We start from the raw sequence: 16,363 nt of genomic DNA, 5'->3' as shown, positions 1-16,363 counted from the left end.
CACATAAAAAGGATGTGCACCATTTATGCACATCCCTTCCAGTACATGATGCATATAAAATCACCATAATACCGGTTTTTGAACCATTAGCCACAGCATGACTAACATTAGCACGATATAGATCCAACATGTCCGTTGTAGCCTTGTCAAAATGACTTCCTTGTTGTTTGAGGATAAATAATAGTTTTTTAGTACTTTCGAAAAGCCAGTCGCTAGGAAAAATCCGGAAATGAGCAAGACGATAAGCGTTGCAATGACCCAGGATGTATACCATGGCCAAGGCCCAAGAAGTACAAGTAGAACGCCAGTGCCCACAAGAACGTGACCAGCGTGCATGACCAAACGAACCGTTACATAAATAATGGACAAATAGGCACTTTCGTATGGAAGTTCACTTCTCCGTAACCGCTTAATGATTGGCAACAGCAGAAATAATGGTCCGATTGCGAGGACAGCGGATACTACATGGGCATAGACGAGTGCACCATAAAAATAGTTCATCGGTTAGCTTACTTTTCTACTGGGCTGAACTCGTGGACCCACACCTTCATTGTCGGCAGCCAAGGCATCTTTGGGTGCAAGGCAAGAATGGATTGTTTATAGTCTTCCAACGAAGGATACCCTTCTTGCTTTGCGTGTTCATCCGTCATTTCGCCAAGTTGTTGACGATATAATTTATCGACTTTGAATTGTTTCCCATCCAATTCCATAATCTCATCTGGATAAGCATAGACACCATTTCTTCGGGTAGCTGTTTTCTCTCCTTTTAACACTCTTTCAACATCTGCTGGCACGGTTACAAGCCGCTCCACTGAACACGTTTTTTCTGGATATTCAATCATAAACAATCACCGCTCCTTTTCTAGTAGTTCTATTTTATATGGAAGACGTAATTATATCCATTTTTTTATTCCCATTCATTATGCCACTAAAAAACAAGAGCCGTTGAGACTCTTGTCAGTTGCTACATCATTCAATTGAAATTCAGCTGAAGAAATCGTTACTTTACTTCACTTCAACTGTGTACTCTTCATGCTCATGCAATCCATCATCGTTTTTCACATGTATTTTCACAACGTAAGAGCCCGCTTTTTCAAAAGTGTGAGTTGCTGTATATTCACCAGCTACGGTTTCCGATGCATCTACCCATAAATGCTTATCGCCAAGTACTTCACTAGAAATTTCATACCGTACATCTGCTTGTTCAAGTGGTTTACCGTCAATTTGTAAGTGTGTCATCAGTTCAGTTCCAGCAGTCGTTGTTGAGTTTTCGGGATTTACAAAATGAAGGGCAAAACCATCCGTATGCCCATGTTCATGCGCGCCGTGTCCTTCTTCATGTCCCTCACCGTGGTCATCATCGTGCCCTTCCTCATGCGTCTCTTCTGCAGAAGCCCCATGGCCGATTGTCACTTTTTTCACAGGCATCGAATGCAATTGTTTTGCATCAACGTGGGATTGGATATGAAACAAGCCATCATGGTCAAACGTCGTTTCAGCTGTGTATGAACCATCCTTTTCATTTACAGCATCGATCATAATAGAATCTTCTTTTTTCCCTTCTTCCCACACTTCAAATACAACTTTGTCGGCATCTTCTACTTTTTCATCCCCATAAGTGACAACCGCTTCCATCGTAACCGTTTCGCCAATTTCAGCTTGTTCCGTAACAGTGAGTTCCACGTCTAATGGGAGCACTTCTGTAGAAGACCCCTGATCTGCCTCTTCGGCTTTTCCGCATGCTGCCAATACGAGCAATCCTACCAGTAGTCCGATTGCACTCAATTTTTTCTTCATTCAAAAGACCTCCACATTCATTTATTTACACAAACATTTTTTGTTCAGTATGATAGTATCAAGTAAATAAGAAATTACTATGAAGTCACTCACTTCACAAGTATTTCATATATTCCAGCTATTATTTACCACAATCATGAAGCTGAAAAGAGGGTCGTGTATGAAACCTTATTCAATATTAATCATAGATGATGAACCACAAATGAGGAAACTTATTCGCACGTTTTTAGAACGAGACGGTTATACAGTCGAGGAAGCGACAGACGGTGTAGATGCCTTGGCGAAGGTGTATAAAATGCAACCGCATTTATGTATTGTTGATGTGATGATGCCTTATATGGATGGGTTTGCTTTTGCAAAAGAGATGAAACGGACAACAAACATCCCTCTACTATTTTTGTCGGCTAAAGGGGAAGAATGGGATAAAATCGAGGGACTGAAACTTGGTGGTGACGATTATGTCGTCAAACCGTTCATGCCGGGTGAATTACTTGCACGCATCGAATCGGTCTTGCGAAGAACGTATCAGCAAAACACCACCTCACATATTTTGAGGATTGGTCCACTCGTCATTGATCATATGGCGCATACGGTTCAATTAAACAATCAACCTTTATCGTTGACGTTAAAGGAATTCGGCATCCTGGAAACGTTAGCAAAAAACGCTGGCCGTGTCTATACGAGAGAGCAATTATTGGAACTTGTATGGGGAGACCAACACCAAAGTACCGATCGTACAGTTGATACACATATAAAAACACTCCGACTCAAAATGGGTGAATCGGGTGATTTGATCGAAACAGTATGGGGCATCGGCTATAAATTTGAGGTGAAATGATGAAAAGGCTCACCTTGAGCAAAAAAATATTAGCCATACTTCTTGCGAGTATTGCTTTTACGATCCTTTTTTCTTTTTTCTTTCTCCACTTCCTTTATTCCAACTTGTATTTGTCGAGCATTGAGGAATCCATTATCTATCAAGGAAAGCGGACCACTTCGCACTATCATTATGGCGAATTAAGTGAAGAGATTATTGAAAAGATTCAATGGTACAACATTGTTTCTGAATATGAAATCATTGTAGTGGATGAATTGGAAGAGTTAACTTCATACTTCCCGTATAAAATCAACACAAAGGATTTAGTGAATGCTTCTGACTATGCCAAGCTTGAAAAAGGTTCTTACGTCTTAAAAGAAGGCTATGTGGAGGAATTGGATCGTGAAATACTTGGTGCCATCTTTCCAATTAAAGGCGAGGACGGTCTAATCGGCTTCATTTATATTTATGTACCGCTCGCTGCCATTCAAGATGTTTTTCGAGAAAGCATTCCCTTGTTGCTCATTGTCGGATCGCTGTTCTTTTTCATTCTTTTTCTAATCATTAATCGCGCTTGGCGATCGTTGTTCAATCCGTTACGTCAGTTGCAGCAATTTTCAACGGAAGTGTCAAAAGGCAACTATCAGAATCGAATTGCCGTAGAACGTGAAGATGAGATCGGACAACTGGCGAACGCTTTTAACTCGATGAGTGAATCCTTGAAGCAACAAGAGGAACGTAAGAAAGAATTCACGTCAAACATTGTCCATGAATTACGGACGCCGTTGACGTATATCGGTGGGTATACACAAGCGTTAAAAGACAAAATCTACTCTTCACCTGAAGAAGCAGAAAGCTATTTAAGCACGATTGAAAAAGAGACGGGTCGTTTAAACAAACTCATCAATGATTTAGTGGAGCTCAATCATTTGCAAGGTGACTTATACGTTTTAAAGCGCGAACCGATAGCATTAGCACAAATCGTATTGGATACACTTCATTTATTCCACGTGCGAATCGCTGAAAAAGGGTTACATTTAGAAACAATAATTGAAGAAGACATTGTCATCATCGGTGATGCACAACGGATTCAACAAGTTTTCTACAACGTTCTTGATAATGCCGTAAAGTATTCAACGAAGAGTGGAAAGCTACTTGTTCACTTGAAAGAAGATGGACAATTTGTTGAATTCATAGTGACGAATGAAGGAATATCCATTGCAACGGAGGATTTACAACGACTCGGAGAACGTTTTTTCAGAACCGATAAAGCACGGAATCGAACAACAGGCGGCTCGGGTCTCGGACTATCTATTGTTAAAGAAATCGTTCGATTACATGGTGGCACATTCACAATTACAAGCGATCCTGTTACAGGAACGACTGTGAATATACGCATCAATCGTACACCGACTGAACAGAAAGATGGGATGTCTAATGAATAATCGCAAATTCATTCACTTGCTCCTTCTGACGCTGGTACTGTTAGCAGCTTGTAGTTCGCCTCAACAGTCTGGTAGGCAAATCGCATCCTTTTCATTTACGGATCAAGATGGAGAATCTTTTGGTACAGATGATTTAAAAGGTGAGGTTTGGGTTGCCAATTTTATTTTCACTGAATGTGAAACAGTCTGTCCTCCAATGACGTTTGAAATGGCAGAACTTCAACAAATGGCTAGCGAGCAAGAGTTGGACGTTCAATTCGTTTCTTTTACGGTTGATCCGATGGTTGATACACCTGAAAAACTCAAAGCATATGTGACACAATTTACGGAAGATGATTCGAATTGGCATCTTTTGACGGGCTACTCTCAAGAAGCCATCAAAAACCTAGCGTTAGAACAGTTTCAAACTATCGTTCAAAAACCTAAAACGTCCGACCAAGTCATTCATGGGACAAACTTTTATTTGATCAATCCAGAAGGTTTTATTGTAAATGAATTTAACTATGCAGAAGATGATTTTGAAGAAAAGTTGCTAAAAGAAGTGAAACGTTATCTACAATGATGGTGATTCTTTGGAACGGGAGTAAAAATCTGATAGCATAAGAACAAGACTTGCCCGGGAGGAATCCACTTGACTGAACCGAACAATGCCCCTATTTCAACATTGACCTACTTTACAATCGAGCGGTCGATTGAATGGTTTCAACAGAAACAGGAACAACAAGCAAACAGCATGACGTTGCATGTAGAGATGGTAACAACGTCAGAGCGTACCTTTTCGTTGGAAACTGTTCTGGATATGTCCTATCGCCCTTTTTCCAACGGCACTGGCCTCTTTTATCTCCATACAAACCAAGGTGTGTTCACATACGGCGTCCAAACGGATCCGAAAGAATTCATGAGCGCCTATCGTAGATTAAAAGGCAATTCGATCGAATACTAACTGGACTTTGTAAACGTTCCTTGTTTAAAAATAGCGTATTGAGGTATATATACAACAAATACGATATGGAGGTAATGTTGACATGACAGTTAAGAGAATTGTAGAAAATGCCGTACAAGCAAAAAGTGAGATTGAAGAATTGACGCGCCAAGGTTTTACACATGACGACATCTATATCTTCGCGCACGATAAAAAACGATCTGATGATATTACAGACGCACTTGATACAGAATCTGTCGGGATGCAGGAACAAGGCTTCCTCGATAGTATGAAAAACATGTTTTCTTCACGCGGTGACGAGTTACGTAACAAGATGGAAGCAGCTGGTTTGACAGCAGAAGATGCTGCTGATGCGGAACGTGAACTTGATCACGGTAAACTTGTATTGATTGCTCGTAAATAATAATGATTGTTCGACAGCTCGCACTAGACTTCTAAGTGTGAGCTGTTTTACATTTCCCTACCCTCCTCCCTCGTTTTCTTGTATGATATGTACGGAGAGAGGGTGCGAAGTTATGGACAGTAAATTATGGAAAATCGGCTTTTTTACAGGGCTGACTTCCTTCGTTCTACTCATTTTGGGTATACGGACGATTTTAGGAACAGAATTGACATTTAAAAATTATTTAGCATTCGGCGTATTTAGCTTGACCGTTGGCATCATTGCGGCTGTCATGCTCTTTTACAACATGAAAATCGCTTACAGGGTTTTCATGGTAGCGCTTGTACTTGCCTTTGCAGAGTTTTTTAGAAGCTTCCTTATGAATACAGACGGATTTGGCGACGTCATTGGTGTTTTATCGTTATATATGATCACTTCATTCGGTTTTGGTGTAGCGATCATTGTTCAATTTATTGTGATTGCGATTCGTAAGATGAAGGGGAAAGAATCTTAATTGTCTAAGCAACCTACTTACTCTTTTAAGTGGGTTGTTTTTTTGTCGTGAGTAAAAGCGTAGCGTTAGGAGCAAACATTCACCAAGGCTGCCTTAATTTTATTCAGCAATTTTACAGCATATTCATAGAGAATCATTCATTCAAAATTTGTCGTATTCACACTACTATTGTCGAACTACTTTTAATAGATTGAACATTAAAGCGGTACTCGCTATAGTATGAGGGGGGAGAAAATAAAAAAGGGGTTGATGAATATCAAACGTAGAACAGCAGAACCGTACAAGATTAAAAGCGTGGAAACGTTATCGATGTTGTCGCGTACGGAACGTGAAGAATCATTGAAGCGTGCTGGATTTAATACGTTTCTCATTGATTCGCAAGATGTGTATATTGATTTACTAACCGATAGTGGAACAACAGCCATGAGTGATGCGCAATGGGGAGCGCTCATGACGGGAGACGAAGCGTATGCTGGCAGCAAGAGCTGGAAACAGTTAGAGCAGGCAGTGCGCGACGTATATGGGTATGAATATGTGTTACCGACACATCAAGGACGTGGAGCAGAGAATATTTTATCGCAGTTAAAAATCAAAGAAGGCGATTTTGTTCCTGGTAATATGTATTTCACGACGACTCGTGCTCACCAAGAAATGAATGGCGCTACATTTGTCGATATTATCATTGACGAAGCACACGATCCTTCGATCAACCTACCTTTTAAAGGGAATGTTGATCTAACAAAACTACAAGCGTTAATTGATAGAGTTGGTGCTAACAAAATTCCTTATGTTTGTCTTGCAGTCACTGTGAATCTAGCTGGCGGACAGCCAGTCAGTATGCAAAATATGAAGGATGTCTATGAACTGTGCCAATCTTATTCGATTGACGTCATGCTCGATGCCACGCGTTGTGTTGAAAACGCTTACTTTATTAAGGAGCGAGAAGATGGGTATGGGGATCGAACGATTGCGAGCATTTTGAAGGAGATGCTTTCCTATTCGGACGGCTGTACGATGAGTGGAAAGAAAGATTGTCTTGTGAATATTGGTGGATTCCTAGCGATGAATGATGAGGAACTTTATATTCGGTCACGTGAACTTGTCGTCGTCTATGAAGGGATGCCTTCTTATGGTGGGATGGCAGGACGTGATATGGAAGCAATGGCGATCGGGATACGTGAAGCTGTCGATGATCATTACATTGAACACCGGATCGGCCAAGTGCGCCATTTAGGGCAACAATTGTTGGATGCAGGCATTCCAATTGTCCAACCGATTGGTGGTCACGCGGTATTCCTGGACGCTAAAGCTTTCCTCCCTCACCTAGCCCAAGAAAAATTTCCTGCTCAGGCGCTTGCGGCGGCATTGTATGTAGATTCGGGTGTACGGAGCATGGAGCGTGGCATTGTGTCTGCTGGTCGAGATATTCAAACTGGGGAGCATATAAAGCCGAACTTAGAATTAGTGAGGTTGACGATTCCACGACGTGTGTATACGAATAATCATATGGATGTCGTTGTGGATTCGATTTTGTCATTGTACGAAAAGCGGGATTGGATTTGCGGATTAAAGATGGTGTATGAGCCACCGACATTACGGTTCTTCAATGCACGCTTTGCACCGTTGGCAGAAAGCGGGAAACTAATCGATGAAGAGAACAAAGTAAAGCAGATTTCTTGAGTGGATTTTTGGGAGGAATGCGGCGTTTCGGAGAGATATGCGGCGTTCTGGGAGATTATGAGCCGTTATAGGATAATTTCTCTTTCTGAGGATTGAAATGAAGAACGATCTGACACGCGCGGAGTTCTTTGACATGAAAGTTCACTATCGCGCCAAATGCTTTTAACAAACTAGTGTTTCATTTAATGTGCAGCGTTTATGACAGACAGTATAACGGTTTTCCAGACGGCTTCATTGACAATCAAGATGATTCAACATGAACTAAGCTTAAGGACATTGCTGTCATTTACCGAAAGAAAATGTGTGTTAAAACGCAAGAAATGTAAAAAACCAGTAATTTTTATTGTAAGCAAAAAAAGTAGAGTAGGAATTATTCATTCCTTCCTCTACTTTTTTATCATTTTGCTTTTTCTTTGTCTTTCTTAATTTGCTTACTGCGAAGCTGACCGCATGCTGCATCGATGTCTGTTCCGTGTTCAAGACGGACACCGCAGTTAATGCCACGTTTCTTTAGTGTTTCATAAAACGCTTTAATCGCTTCAGGTGTACTGCGTTGGTATTGTCCGTGTTCGTCGACTGGATTGTATGGAATCAAGTTGACATAGGACAAGTGGCGTTTTTTATAAAGTAGTTTCGCCAATTGTTCAGCTTCTGCTACGTGGTCATTGACATCATTTAGCAAGATGTATTCAAATGTAATTCGACGATTTGTCGTCTCCAAATAGTAGTCAATTGCATCCATCAGTTTTTCGATTGGATATGCTTTGTTGATTTTCATTATGCTTGTTCGCAAATCATTATTCGGTGCGTGCAAAGAGACGGCCAAGTTGATTTGAATGTTTTCGTCCGCAAAATCACGGATTTTAGGTGTTAATCCACTTGTGGAAACCGTAATGTGACGTGCACCGATTGAAAGACCTTGTTGGTCATTGACAACCCGTAGGAAGCTCATCAAGTTCGTATAGTTATCGAACGGTTCTCCGATTCCCATGACAACAATATGACTGACGCGTTCATCTTCGCCAAGTTCATCTAAATGTGCCTGCACCATCATAATTTGGCCAACAATTTCGCCTGCATCCAAATCGCGGTTCTTTTTCAATAATCCACTTGCACAAAAACTACAGCCGATGTTGCAACCGACTTGTGTCGTTACGCAGACCGATTGACCATATGGGAATTTCATCAGTACCGTTTCGATTAGATTCCCGTCTTGCATTTTGAAAAGGAATTTAATCGTTCCGTCATCGGATACTTGTTTGACCGCTTGCTCCAATGTTTGAATCGCAAAGTTCTCCTCTAACAATTGAAGACAGTCTTTATTTATATTTTTCATGTCTGCAAAACTGCTGATCCGCTTTTTGTATAGCCAGTCCCATACTTGTGCAGCACGGAATTTCTTTTGTCCATTGTCCACTAACCAAGTTGTTAGCTGTTCCAACGTTAACCCGTAAATTGATTTTTTCATGTCAATTCCTCACTTCTAAAGTTCGCATTCAGTAAGTATAACATATTTAGTATGAAAACCGAAGAAAAAAAGCTGGATTTCTTGAATCGCAGCTTTTGGTTCTTCTCTTATTTTGGTTCATTCGCTTGTTTTTTATCCTGCTTGATTTTGACTGTGAGGACGAACACATTCAACAATGCAAGCACTGAAAACATTATGCCGATACCTGTTTGTCCAGTTGTGAAACGATCAAAGGCAAAATAACTTAAAAAAATGATCAGTGCAACGTCAATATATTTAGGCATATTCATGATAGACACCTACCTTCTCCAGGACAATTTCCCTTTACTAATAGTATAACAGTCTATCACAATTCTTCGACAACAAATTTTTTATCTACAGTATTTTCCGTAAAGTTGTAAGGAGCATTTCCATTTGTTCATCGGTACCAATTGAAATGCGTAAATAGTTGTCAATGAAAGGCGCATTGAAATGACGGACGAGGATGTTATTTTCCTTTAACTGCTTATACAACGTCTCTGCTTGAACAGATGCATGTGTTGCAAAAACAAAGTTTGTCTTCGATGGCAAAACGGTGAATCCAACTTGTTGAAGCGCGGATATTGCTAACTCTCGTGTCTGTACAATTTTTTCAGTTGTCCTTTTGAAATATGCATCGTCATCAATTGCAGCAGTAGCCGCCACCATTGCTAATCGATCTACCGTGTAGGAATTAAATGAGTCTTTAATACGCATTAATGCGTCAATCAATACCGGATTGCCGATTGCATAGCCAACACGCATTCCTGCTAAGGATCTGGACTTTGAAGTCGTCTGGACGACGAGAAGATTGTCGTAACGGCTAGTTAGTTCAATCGCGGAAGTTCCCCCGAAGTCGATGTAAGCCTCGTCAACGATTACGACTGTCTCAGGATTCTTTTGAAGAATCTGTTCGATGGACGATATGTCCTCATAGAGACTAGTCGGTGCATTTGGATTTGGAAGGATGACACCGCCTTCGGAATGAAAAAAAGCATCGACATCCAATGTAAAGTCGGCATTCAATGGTACCGTTTCATACGGAATTGCAAACAACTTTGCATAGACTGGATAAAAACTATACGTTACTTCTGGAAATCTAATCTTCCTATGTTGGTGAAAAAAAGCCATGAATGAAAACGCGAGCACTTCATCCGAACCGTTACCGACAAACACTTCTTGCTCTGTAACACCGAAGTGGCTTGCAATGACGGAACGCAGCGGGGTTGCACTTGGTGAAGGATACTTCTGTAACTGTCCATCCATTTCACGTAAGATTGCTTCTTTCACACGTGGGCTTGGAGGATACGGGTTTTCATTTGTATTCAATTTAATAATGTCCGATCGATTCAGTTGCTCGCCGGGCACATACGGCTCTGTCCGTTTCACCATGTCACTCCAATAGTTACTCAACACGCAACACTTCTTTCTTCGGCCTTCGATCCCGAAGCACTTTTTTCACGTCCTCCACTGACACTTCTAACAACTCCATCAAAACAAGTGTATGATACGTTAAGTCTGCCAACTCATTCGCCAGTTCATCTTTGTCACGATTTTTCGCTGCGATGACCACTTCAGTCGTTTCTTCACCAATTTTTTTCAAGATTTTATCGACGCCTTCTTGGAATAAATACGACGTATAGGAGCCCTTTACAGCATTGTCTCGTCGTTCTTTAATTTCACGGACAACTTCACCGACAACGCTGTTAACCGAAGGCTGTTCTTCTTGGATTGTCTGAAAGAAACAGGATTGTTCCCCTGTATGACAGGCCGGACCAATGGGCTCCACTTGTAAAAGTAGAGTATCGTTATCGCAATCCAATGAAATGCGTTTGACGAGTTGGCGATTGCCGGATGTCGCGCCTTTATGCCACAATTGTTGTCTGGAACGACTATAAAACCAAGCCTCTCCTGTTTCAAGCGTCCGTTCAATCGCTTCTTTGTTCATGTATGCAAGCATAAGCACTTCACCTGTTTGCTCGTCTTGCACAATCGCAGGAAGTAATCCGTTTTCGTTAAATGAAAGTGTATTGATATCCATAGTCGCTCATCCTTTTTGTCCGACAAGGAGATTTTGTTGTTGTAAATAGGCTTTTAATTCACCAATATTGACTTCTTCAAAGTGAAAGACGGATGCAGCAAGTGCAGCGTCTGCTTTACCTTCAGTAAGCACTTCAGCAAAGTGTTCGAGCTTCCCTGCACCGCCACTTGCAACAATTGGAATGTTTACTGCCTCGGCCATCGCTTTGTTCAACTCGATGTCATAACCGTCTTTTACACCGTCTTCATCAATGCTGTTGACAACGAGCTCTCCTGCACCGAGTTGTTCGCCTTTTTTCGCCCACTCAATTGCATCGATTGCGGTCTCTTCCATACCGCCTTTTGCAAACACTGTCCATTTGCCTGGCCCCGTTTTCCGCACGTCCATCGATAGCATGACTTTCTCCGAGCCGAACCGCTCAGCCACTTGTTGAATTAAAGACGGATTTGTTAGTGCGGCACTGTTTATGGATACTTTATTGCCACCTAGTGAGAAGATTTTCTCTACATCTTCAATGGTACGAATACCTCCGCCGACGATGAAAGGAATGGGTACTTCTTTCGCAATCTCTTCGATTAGGTCCAGAAACATTCCACGATTTTTCGTAGAAGCAGAAATATCATAGAATACGAGTTCATCTGCACCATCCGCGACATATTTTTTCGCTAATGTAAGAGGATCTGCCACTTCTTGTACATCTAGAAATTTCTTCCCTTTGACGACTTTTCGATTGTCGACATCCATACACGGAATAATACGCTTTGTCATATGCTATTCGCCTCCATCACGGTTTCTAATGATATGTTTCCTTCATACAATGCTTTTCCGATAATCGCTCCGTACAGTTGCATGTCTCTTAACTTTGCAATTTCCTGTTCCGTCGATACGCCACCTGATGCAATAATGTAGATATGTGATGCTTCATGCATCAATTGCAGTTCCTCAAAGTTCGGTCCTTGCAACATCCCATCTTTCAAAATGTCCGTATAGACAACGGTTTTAATGCCCATCACCGCAAGTTCTTTTAGAAGGTCAACAGCTTTTACAGCGCTCGTTTCAGTCCAGCCATTTGTCGCCACAAATCCATTCCTTGCATCGATTGACACAGCGATTTTTTCTCCATACGTTGCAACTGCCTCTTTGACGAATGTCGGATTCTCGATGGCCGCTGTACCAATGATGATGCGGCTGACGCCTAGATCACAATACGCATCGACCTGGTCCATCGTTCTAATTCCGCCACCAACTTGTATGGGAACTGATACAGTTTGCACGATTTCCGCAATCGCTTTTTCATTCAATGAATTCCCTGTTTTCGCACCGTCGAGATCAACGACATGTATATAGGTGGCACCTTGTCGTTCCCATTGCTTGGCCATTTCAGCTGGGGAGTCATGATAGATCATCTCCTTACCGTAATCACCTTGGACTAGACGGACACATTTGCCGTCCCGAATATCAATCGCTGGAAATAAAATCATTCATTACGCCCCCTTATAATGTCCCTTTCGTGGAAGGAATCCCTTTAATGTCTGGATTGATTGCACTCGCTAAACGCATCGCTCTACCAAAACTTTTAAAAATCGACTCGATGATATGATGGCTGTTTTTACCATATGCCAAATTAATATGCAACGTAACTCCTGCATGTCGAGTGAACGCCAAGAAAAATTCCTCGACGAGTTCCGTATCAAATTCGCCCACTTTTTCTTTTAAGCCTTCCACGTTATAAACAAGGAATGAGCGCCCACTAATATCGAGAGAAACGGTCGCTAACGCTTCATCCATCGGAGTCGATACCGTTGCATAACGTTCAATGCCTTCTTTTGAACCGATACTCGCTTGGAAAGCTTGCCCTAGGACAATGCCTACATCTTCTACTGAATGGTGTTGATCGACAACAAGGTCCCCTTCACATTTCACAGTCAAGTCGAATCTGCCGTGACTTGCGAACAATGTCAGCATATGGTCAAAAAAACCAACACCCGTCTCCAAATTGGTTTTGCCTGTACCATCAATTGCAAAGTCCAAGTCAATCGTCGTTTCTGCCGTTCGACGTGTAATCTTTTTACGTCTCATTTCTGCTCCCCCTTCCGCACGCGTATCGATTGTGCATGACCGCTTAACCTTTCCGTTTCTGCCAATACGATGATATCGTCGGCAACTTCCTCAAACGCCTCTTTTGTATAATGAATGATGCTAGATTTTTTCATGAAATCATAAACGCCTAACGGTGAAGCAAAAACTGCCGTACCACTTGTCGGCAACGTATGATTCGGTCCTGCGACGTAATCACCTAACGCTTCAGGAGAATAGTCACCTAGAAAAATTGCCCCTGCATTTCGAATGAACGGAAGTATTTCCATCGGGTTTTGCACCATGATTTGCAAATGTTCAGAAGCGATTTCATTCACAACATCGATCGCTTCTTGTACTGATTCGACGACGACAATACGACCTGCATCTTCTATCGATTTAGTTGCGATTTGTACGCGATCCATCTGCTTTACTTGTTTTTGCACTTCAACCGCTAACTTGTCAGCAAACACTTTATCTGTCGTGACACAAATAGCCGCAGCTTGCTCGTCATGTTCCGCTTGAGATAATAAATCCGCAGCGACATATACCGGATTTGCCGTTTCATCTGCCAAAATACAAATTTCACTTGGACCTGCGATCATATCAATCCCGACATCCCCGAATACCCATTTCTTCGCGCGCGCCACATACGCATTTCCGGGCCCAGTAATTTTATGTACTTTCTCAATGGTCTCCGTGCCGTACGCTAGCGCCGCAATTGCTTGCGCTCCACCGACTTTGTACACAATATCCGCTCCAGCTTCACGTGCTGCCACTAATACAGCAGGGTTGACAGAGCCGTCTGCTTGAGGTGGCGTCGTAATGGCAATATGCTGAACACCAGCAATTTTCGCCGGAATCACATTCATCAGTACGGTAGATGGATAAGCCGCTTTCCCCCCTGGTACATAGACACCAACTCGTTCAATCGGCGTCACCTGTTGGCCAAGCATCACACCTTTTGGTTGTTGAATGAACCAAGAGCGTTCTTTCTGTTCTGCATGGTAGGTAGCTATCCGCTGTTTCGCTTGAACGAGAGATGATAGAAACGCATCTGACACATTTGCATAGGCCGCATCAATTTCTTCTTTCGTAACGATGAAAGATCCGATATCTATCCCATCAAACTGTTTTGTATATGCTTTTAGCGCAGCGTCCCCATTTTTACGGACTTCTTGAAGGATTGCTAGTACCTGTTGATCAATTGCAAGATCCACAGATTGTAGATTGCGAATCCGCCACTCTGTCAAAAATTCCGAAGCACGTAGTATCTTCACGTGCTCACCCCCATTCCTTCTTTCACACTCCCAATTAGTTGTTGAATTACAGCCGTTTTAATCGCAAAGCTTGCTTTATTCACAATGAGTCTTGCGCTGCTATCGGCAATTTCTTCAAGAACAACTAATCCATTCTCTTTTAACGTCTTTCCAGTTTCTACAATATCAACGATGACATCTGCCATTCCAATCAATGGTGCCAGTTCGACAGATCCATTCAACGTTATGACATCTGTGCGAATCCCTTTATTCGTAAAAAACGTCTTAGCTACATGTGGATATTTTGAAGCGACTGTCAGTTGTGTGTTTGGATACGGTCCTGGAAAACCTGCAACGACAAGTTTACAAGCAGATATCCGCAAATCTACCATCTCATACACGTCTTTTGGATCTTCGAGCAGGACATCTTTCCCGATAATCCCGATGTCAGCTGCACCCTTCTCCACGTATGTCGGAACGTCTACAGCCTTCACAAAAATCAATTTCACTTGACCAGAATCATCGGTCAACACTAATTTCCGACTATCATCCTGTAAACTCGAAAAGTAGATGCCTGCTTGTTCAAAAAGCTTCATCGCCTTCGTTGCAGTGCGTCCTTTTGCCATAGCAACCGTTAACTGTTCCACAGAAACACTCCTTTTCGCACAAAATCCTCGATGCTTGTAAATTGTTCCACGCTCCCATTTTTGTGAATCGTCTTCTTCCCTTCCCGCATATGAATGGTGAACGTACTGTTTTCTGCTTGTAACCGTTCTTTCGTATAAGGAACCGAAACGACTTTGAATTGTCGATTGCGCAAAGCAGATGCCAGTTCGATTGCTTGTGCTAACTCATCGGGTTCATAAAAGATCGTTACGTCATTTAAAGATTGTGGTGCATGATTTGCATACAGTGCGTCCACAATGGATTCGATATCACATGCGAAACCGATAGCAGGTAGTTCAGCCCCGAATGCTTTGCCAAGATCATCGTAGCGTCCGCCCATTAAGACCGGTTTACCAACCCGTTCAACATAACCTTGAAAGAGAACCCCAGAATAATAGTCCATATCATTAATTAATCCAAAGTCTATGACGAGGTAGTCTTCTAAGCCATAGAGTACTAATATTCTGTAAACCTCTTCGATATATGCGATTGTCTGTTGCATGTCAGGTGCAGTTAAAATCTGCTTCGCACGTTGCAACACGTCGTGTGGTTTGCCATAGAAAGTCGGAATTTGTTCTACAGCATGTATCATTGTCTTGTCTACCGAAAGAGAAGCAAGAAACGGTCGTAGTTCTACTATATTTTTCGCTTGAATCAACGACTTTAAGGAATTCTGATTGTTCTCGTCAAACCCAAGCCCTTCAATCAAACCGTTTAAAATAGCTGCATGGCCAAGTTCAATTGTTATGTTCTGCCATCCTAAGTCCTGCATCGTCTGAATAGCCAATGCAATTACTTCGGCATCAGCTTCTGGAGAGCATTTACTAAAATACTCAACACCGGCTTGTGTACGCTCAGTTTTCATCGATTGTCCAACTTGCTGTCTAAACACTTCCTGAATATAAAAGAAACGGTATTCTCTTGTGAGTTCGTTTCGGTCATGAGACAATTCCTGTGTAAGTGGAATTGTCACGTCAGGTCTTAGGACAAGAACTTCCCCATTCGTGTCAATGACTTTCACCATTTCTTGCCGTTTTACCGAGCTCGTCACATGTGAATACAAATCGTATTTTTCAAATGCAGCTGTTTTCATGCGTGCATAACCGTATGTCGCAAATCGTTTGCTTAACACATCGATGACTTGTGTAAATTGCTGATTTCGTTGTAAAAAAGTGTTCAATTTCAGCACCCCGCTTTGTCACTTCATCACTTTACTTAACTAAAGTTATAAAGTACTATAAGACTATTATGATTGTT

General features: G+C 41.9%; 20 protein-coding genes. 7 read left to right on the top strand and 13 right to left on the bottom strand.

Going from position 1 to position 16,363, the window contains the following annotated elements; translation table 11 throughout:
* Nucleotides 1–60: 60 nt before the first annotated feature.
* The 3 genes from QT711_RS06260 to QT711_RS06250 form a co-directional block, all read right to left on the bottom strand.
* Nucleotides 61–501, bottom strand: coding sequence for a hypothetical protein (locus QT711_RS06260; protein WP_317942697.1), 441 nt, complete (start codon nt 499–501; stop codon nt 61–63).
* Between the two features lie 8 nt (nt 502–509).
* Entirely contained in the window at nt 510–842 is a 333-nt protein-coding gene (locus QT711_RS06255; protein ID WP_317943009.1) for an ASCH domain-containing protein, read from the bottom strand.
* Between the two features lie 163 nt (nt 843–1,005).
* Entirely contained in the window at nt 1,006–1,797 is a 792-nt protein-coding gene (locus QT711_RS06250; protein ID WP_317942695.1) for a FixH family protein, read from the bottom strand.
* A 160-nt stretch (nt 1,798–1,957) separates the two neighbouring features.
* On the opposite strand from QT711_RS06250, the gene QT711_RS06245 reads away from it, so the two are divergent.
* The 7 genes from QT711_RS06245 to QT711_RS06215 all read left to right on the top strand — a co-directional run bounded on the left by QT711_RS06245 (nt 1,958) and on the right by QT711_RS06215 (nt 7,578).
* Complete coding sequence (locus QT711_RS06245) at nt 1,958–2,635, top strand: response regulator transcription factor (protein WP_317942693.1); 678 nt, start codon at nt 1,958–1,960, stop codon at nt 2,633–2,635.
* A gap of 110 nt (nt 2,636–2,745) precedes the next feature.
* Complete coding sequence (locus QT711_RS06240) at nt 2,746–4,059, top strand: sensor histidine kinase (protein ID WP_317942691.1); 1,314 nt, start codon at nt 2,746–2,748, stop codon at nt 4,057–4,059.
* Nucleotides 4,052–4,621, top strand: a complete 570-nt coding sequence (locus QT711_RS06235) for an SCO family protein (protein ID WP_317942689.1) — start codon at nt 4,052–4,054, stop codon at nt 4,619–4,621. The genes QT711_RS06240 and QT711_RS06235 overlap by 8 nt, the downstream gene beginning before the upstream one ends.
* Before the next feature lie 69 nt (nt 4,622–4,690).
* Nucleotides 4,691–5,002 carry a hypothetical protein gene (locus QT711_RS06230; protein WP_317942687.1) on the top strand — a complete coding sequence of 104 codons (312 nt, stop codon included), beginning with the start codon at nt 4,691–4,693 and terminating at the stop codon, nt 5,000–5,002.
* An 82-nt stretch (nt 5,003–5,084) separates the two neighbouring features.
* A complete protein-coding gene (locus QT711_RS06225; RefSeq protein ID WP_317942686.1) occupies nt 5,085–5,405 on the top strand; it encodes a general stress protein in 321 nt (106 codons plus the stop codon).
* Between the two features lie 112 nt (nt 5,406–5,517).
* Nucleotides 5,518–5,898, top strand: coding sequence for a hypothetical protein (locus QT711_RS06220; protein WP_317942685.1), 381 nt, complete (start codon nt 5,518–5,520; stop codon nt 5,896–5,898).
* Between the two features lie 249 nt (nt 5,899–6,147).
* Nucleotides 6,148–7,578, top strand: a complete 1,431-nt coding sequence (locus tag QT711_RS06215; protein ID WP_317942684.1) for a tyrosine phenol-lyase — start codon at nt 6,148–6,150, stop codon at nt 7,576–7,578.
* 397 nt (nt 7,579–7,975) lie between these two features.
* On the opposite strand, the gene rlmN is transcribed toward QT711_RS06215, so the two are convergent.
* From rlmN to hisZ, 10 genes are all read right to left on the bottom strand, one after another.
* A complete protein-coding gene (gene rlmN / locus QT711_RS06210) occupies nt 7,976–9,046 on the bottom strand; it encodes a 23S rRNA (adenine(2503)-C(2))-methyltransferase RlmN (RefSeq protein WP_317942682.1) in 1,071 nt (356 codons plus the stop codon).
* Between the two features lie 107 nt (nt 9,047–9,153).
* Complete coding sequence (locus tag QT711_RS06205; protein WP_317942680.1) at nt 9,154–9,345, bottom strand: hypothetical protein; 192 nt, start codon at nt 9,343–9,345, stop codon at nt 9,154–9,156.
* Nucleotides 9,346–9,421: 76 nt separating this feature from the next.
* Nucleotides 9,422–10,477 carry a histidinol-phosphate transaminase gene (gene hisC / locus QT711_RS06200; protein ID WP_317942678.1) on the bottom strand — a complete coding sequence of 352 codons (1,056 nt, stop codon included), beginning with the start codon at nt 10,475–10,477 and terminating at the stop codon, nt 9,422–9,424.
* A complete protein-coding gene (hisIE, locus tag QT711_RS06195) occupies nt 10,470–11,105 on the bottom strand; it encodes a bifunctional phosphoribosyl-AMP cyclohydrolase/phosphoribosyl-ATP diphosphatase HisIE (protein WP_317942676.1) in 636 nt (211 codons plus the stop codon). The genes hisC and hisIE overlap by 8 nt, the downstream gene beginning before the upstream one ends.
* A gap of 6 nt (nt 11,106–11,111) precedes the next feature.
* On the bottom strand, nt 11,112–11,873 hold the full coding sequence (hisF, locus tag QT711_RS06190) for an imidazole glycerol phosphate synthase subunit HisF (protein WP_317942672.1): 762 nt from the start codon (nt 11,871–11,873) through the stop codon (nt 11,112–11,114).
* Complete coding sequence (gene hisA / locus QT711_RS06185; RefSeq protein ID WP_317942670.1) at nt 11,870–12,586, bottom strand: 1-(5-phosphoribosyl)-5-[(5-phosphoribosylamino)methylideneamino]imidazole-4-carboxamide isomerase; 717 nt, start codon at nt 12,584–12,586, stop codon at nt 11,870–11,872. The genes hisF and hisA overlap by 4 nt, the downstream gene beginning before the upstream one ends.
* Before the next feature lie 13 nt (nt 12,587–12,599).
* A complete protein-coding gene (hisB, locus tag QT711_RS06180) occupies nt 12,600–13,184 on the bottom strand; it encodes an imidazoleglycerol-phosphate dehydratase HisB (protein ID WP_317942668.1) in 585 nt (194 codons plus the stop codon).
* Nucleotides 13,181–14,461, bottom strand: coding sequence for a histidinol dehydrogenase (hisD, locus tag QT711_RS06175; RefSeq protein ID WP_317942665.1), 1,281 nt, complete (start codon nt 14,459–14,461; stop codon nt 13,181–13,183). Before hisD ends, hisB begins: the two co-directional genes overlap by 4 nt.
* Nucleotides 14,458–15,087: an ATP phosphoribosyltransferase gene (gene hisG, locus QT711_RS06170; protein ID WP_317942664.1), complete on the bottom strand. Its 630-nt coding sequence runs from the start codon at nt 15,085–15,087 to the stop codon at nt 14,458–14,460. Before hisG ends, hisD begins: the two co-directional genes overlap by 4 nt.
* A complete protein-coding gene (gene hisZ, locus QT711_RS06165; RefSeq protein ID WP_317942663.1) occupies nt 15,075–16,286 on the bottom strand; it encodes an ATP phosphoribosyltransferase regulatory subunit in 1,212 nt (403 codons plus the stop codon). The genes hisG and hisZ overlap by 13 nt, the downstream gene beginning before the upstream one ends.
* Between the last annotated feature and the right edge of the window lie 77 nt (nt 16,287–16,363).

The sequence above is a fragment of the Sporosarcina saromensis genome (assembly GCF_033253735.1).
GTDB lineage: Bacteria > Bacillota > Bacilli > Bacillales_A > Planococcaceae > Sporosarcina > Sporosarcina saromensis.
This window is presented reverse-complemented; position numbering and strand designations above follow the sequence as displayed.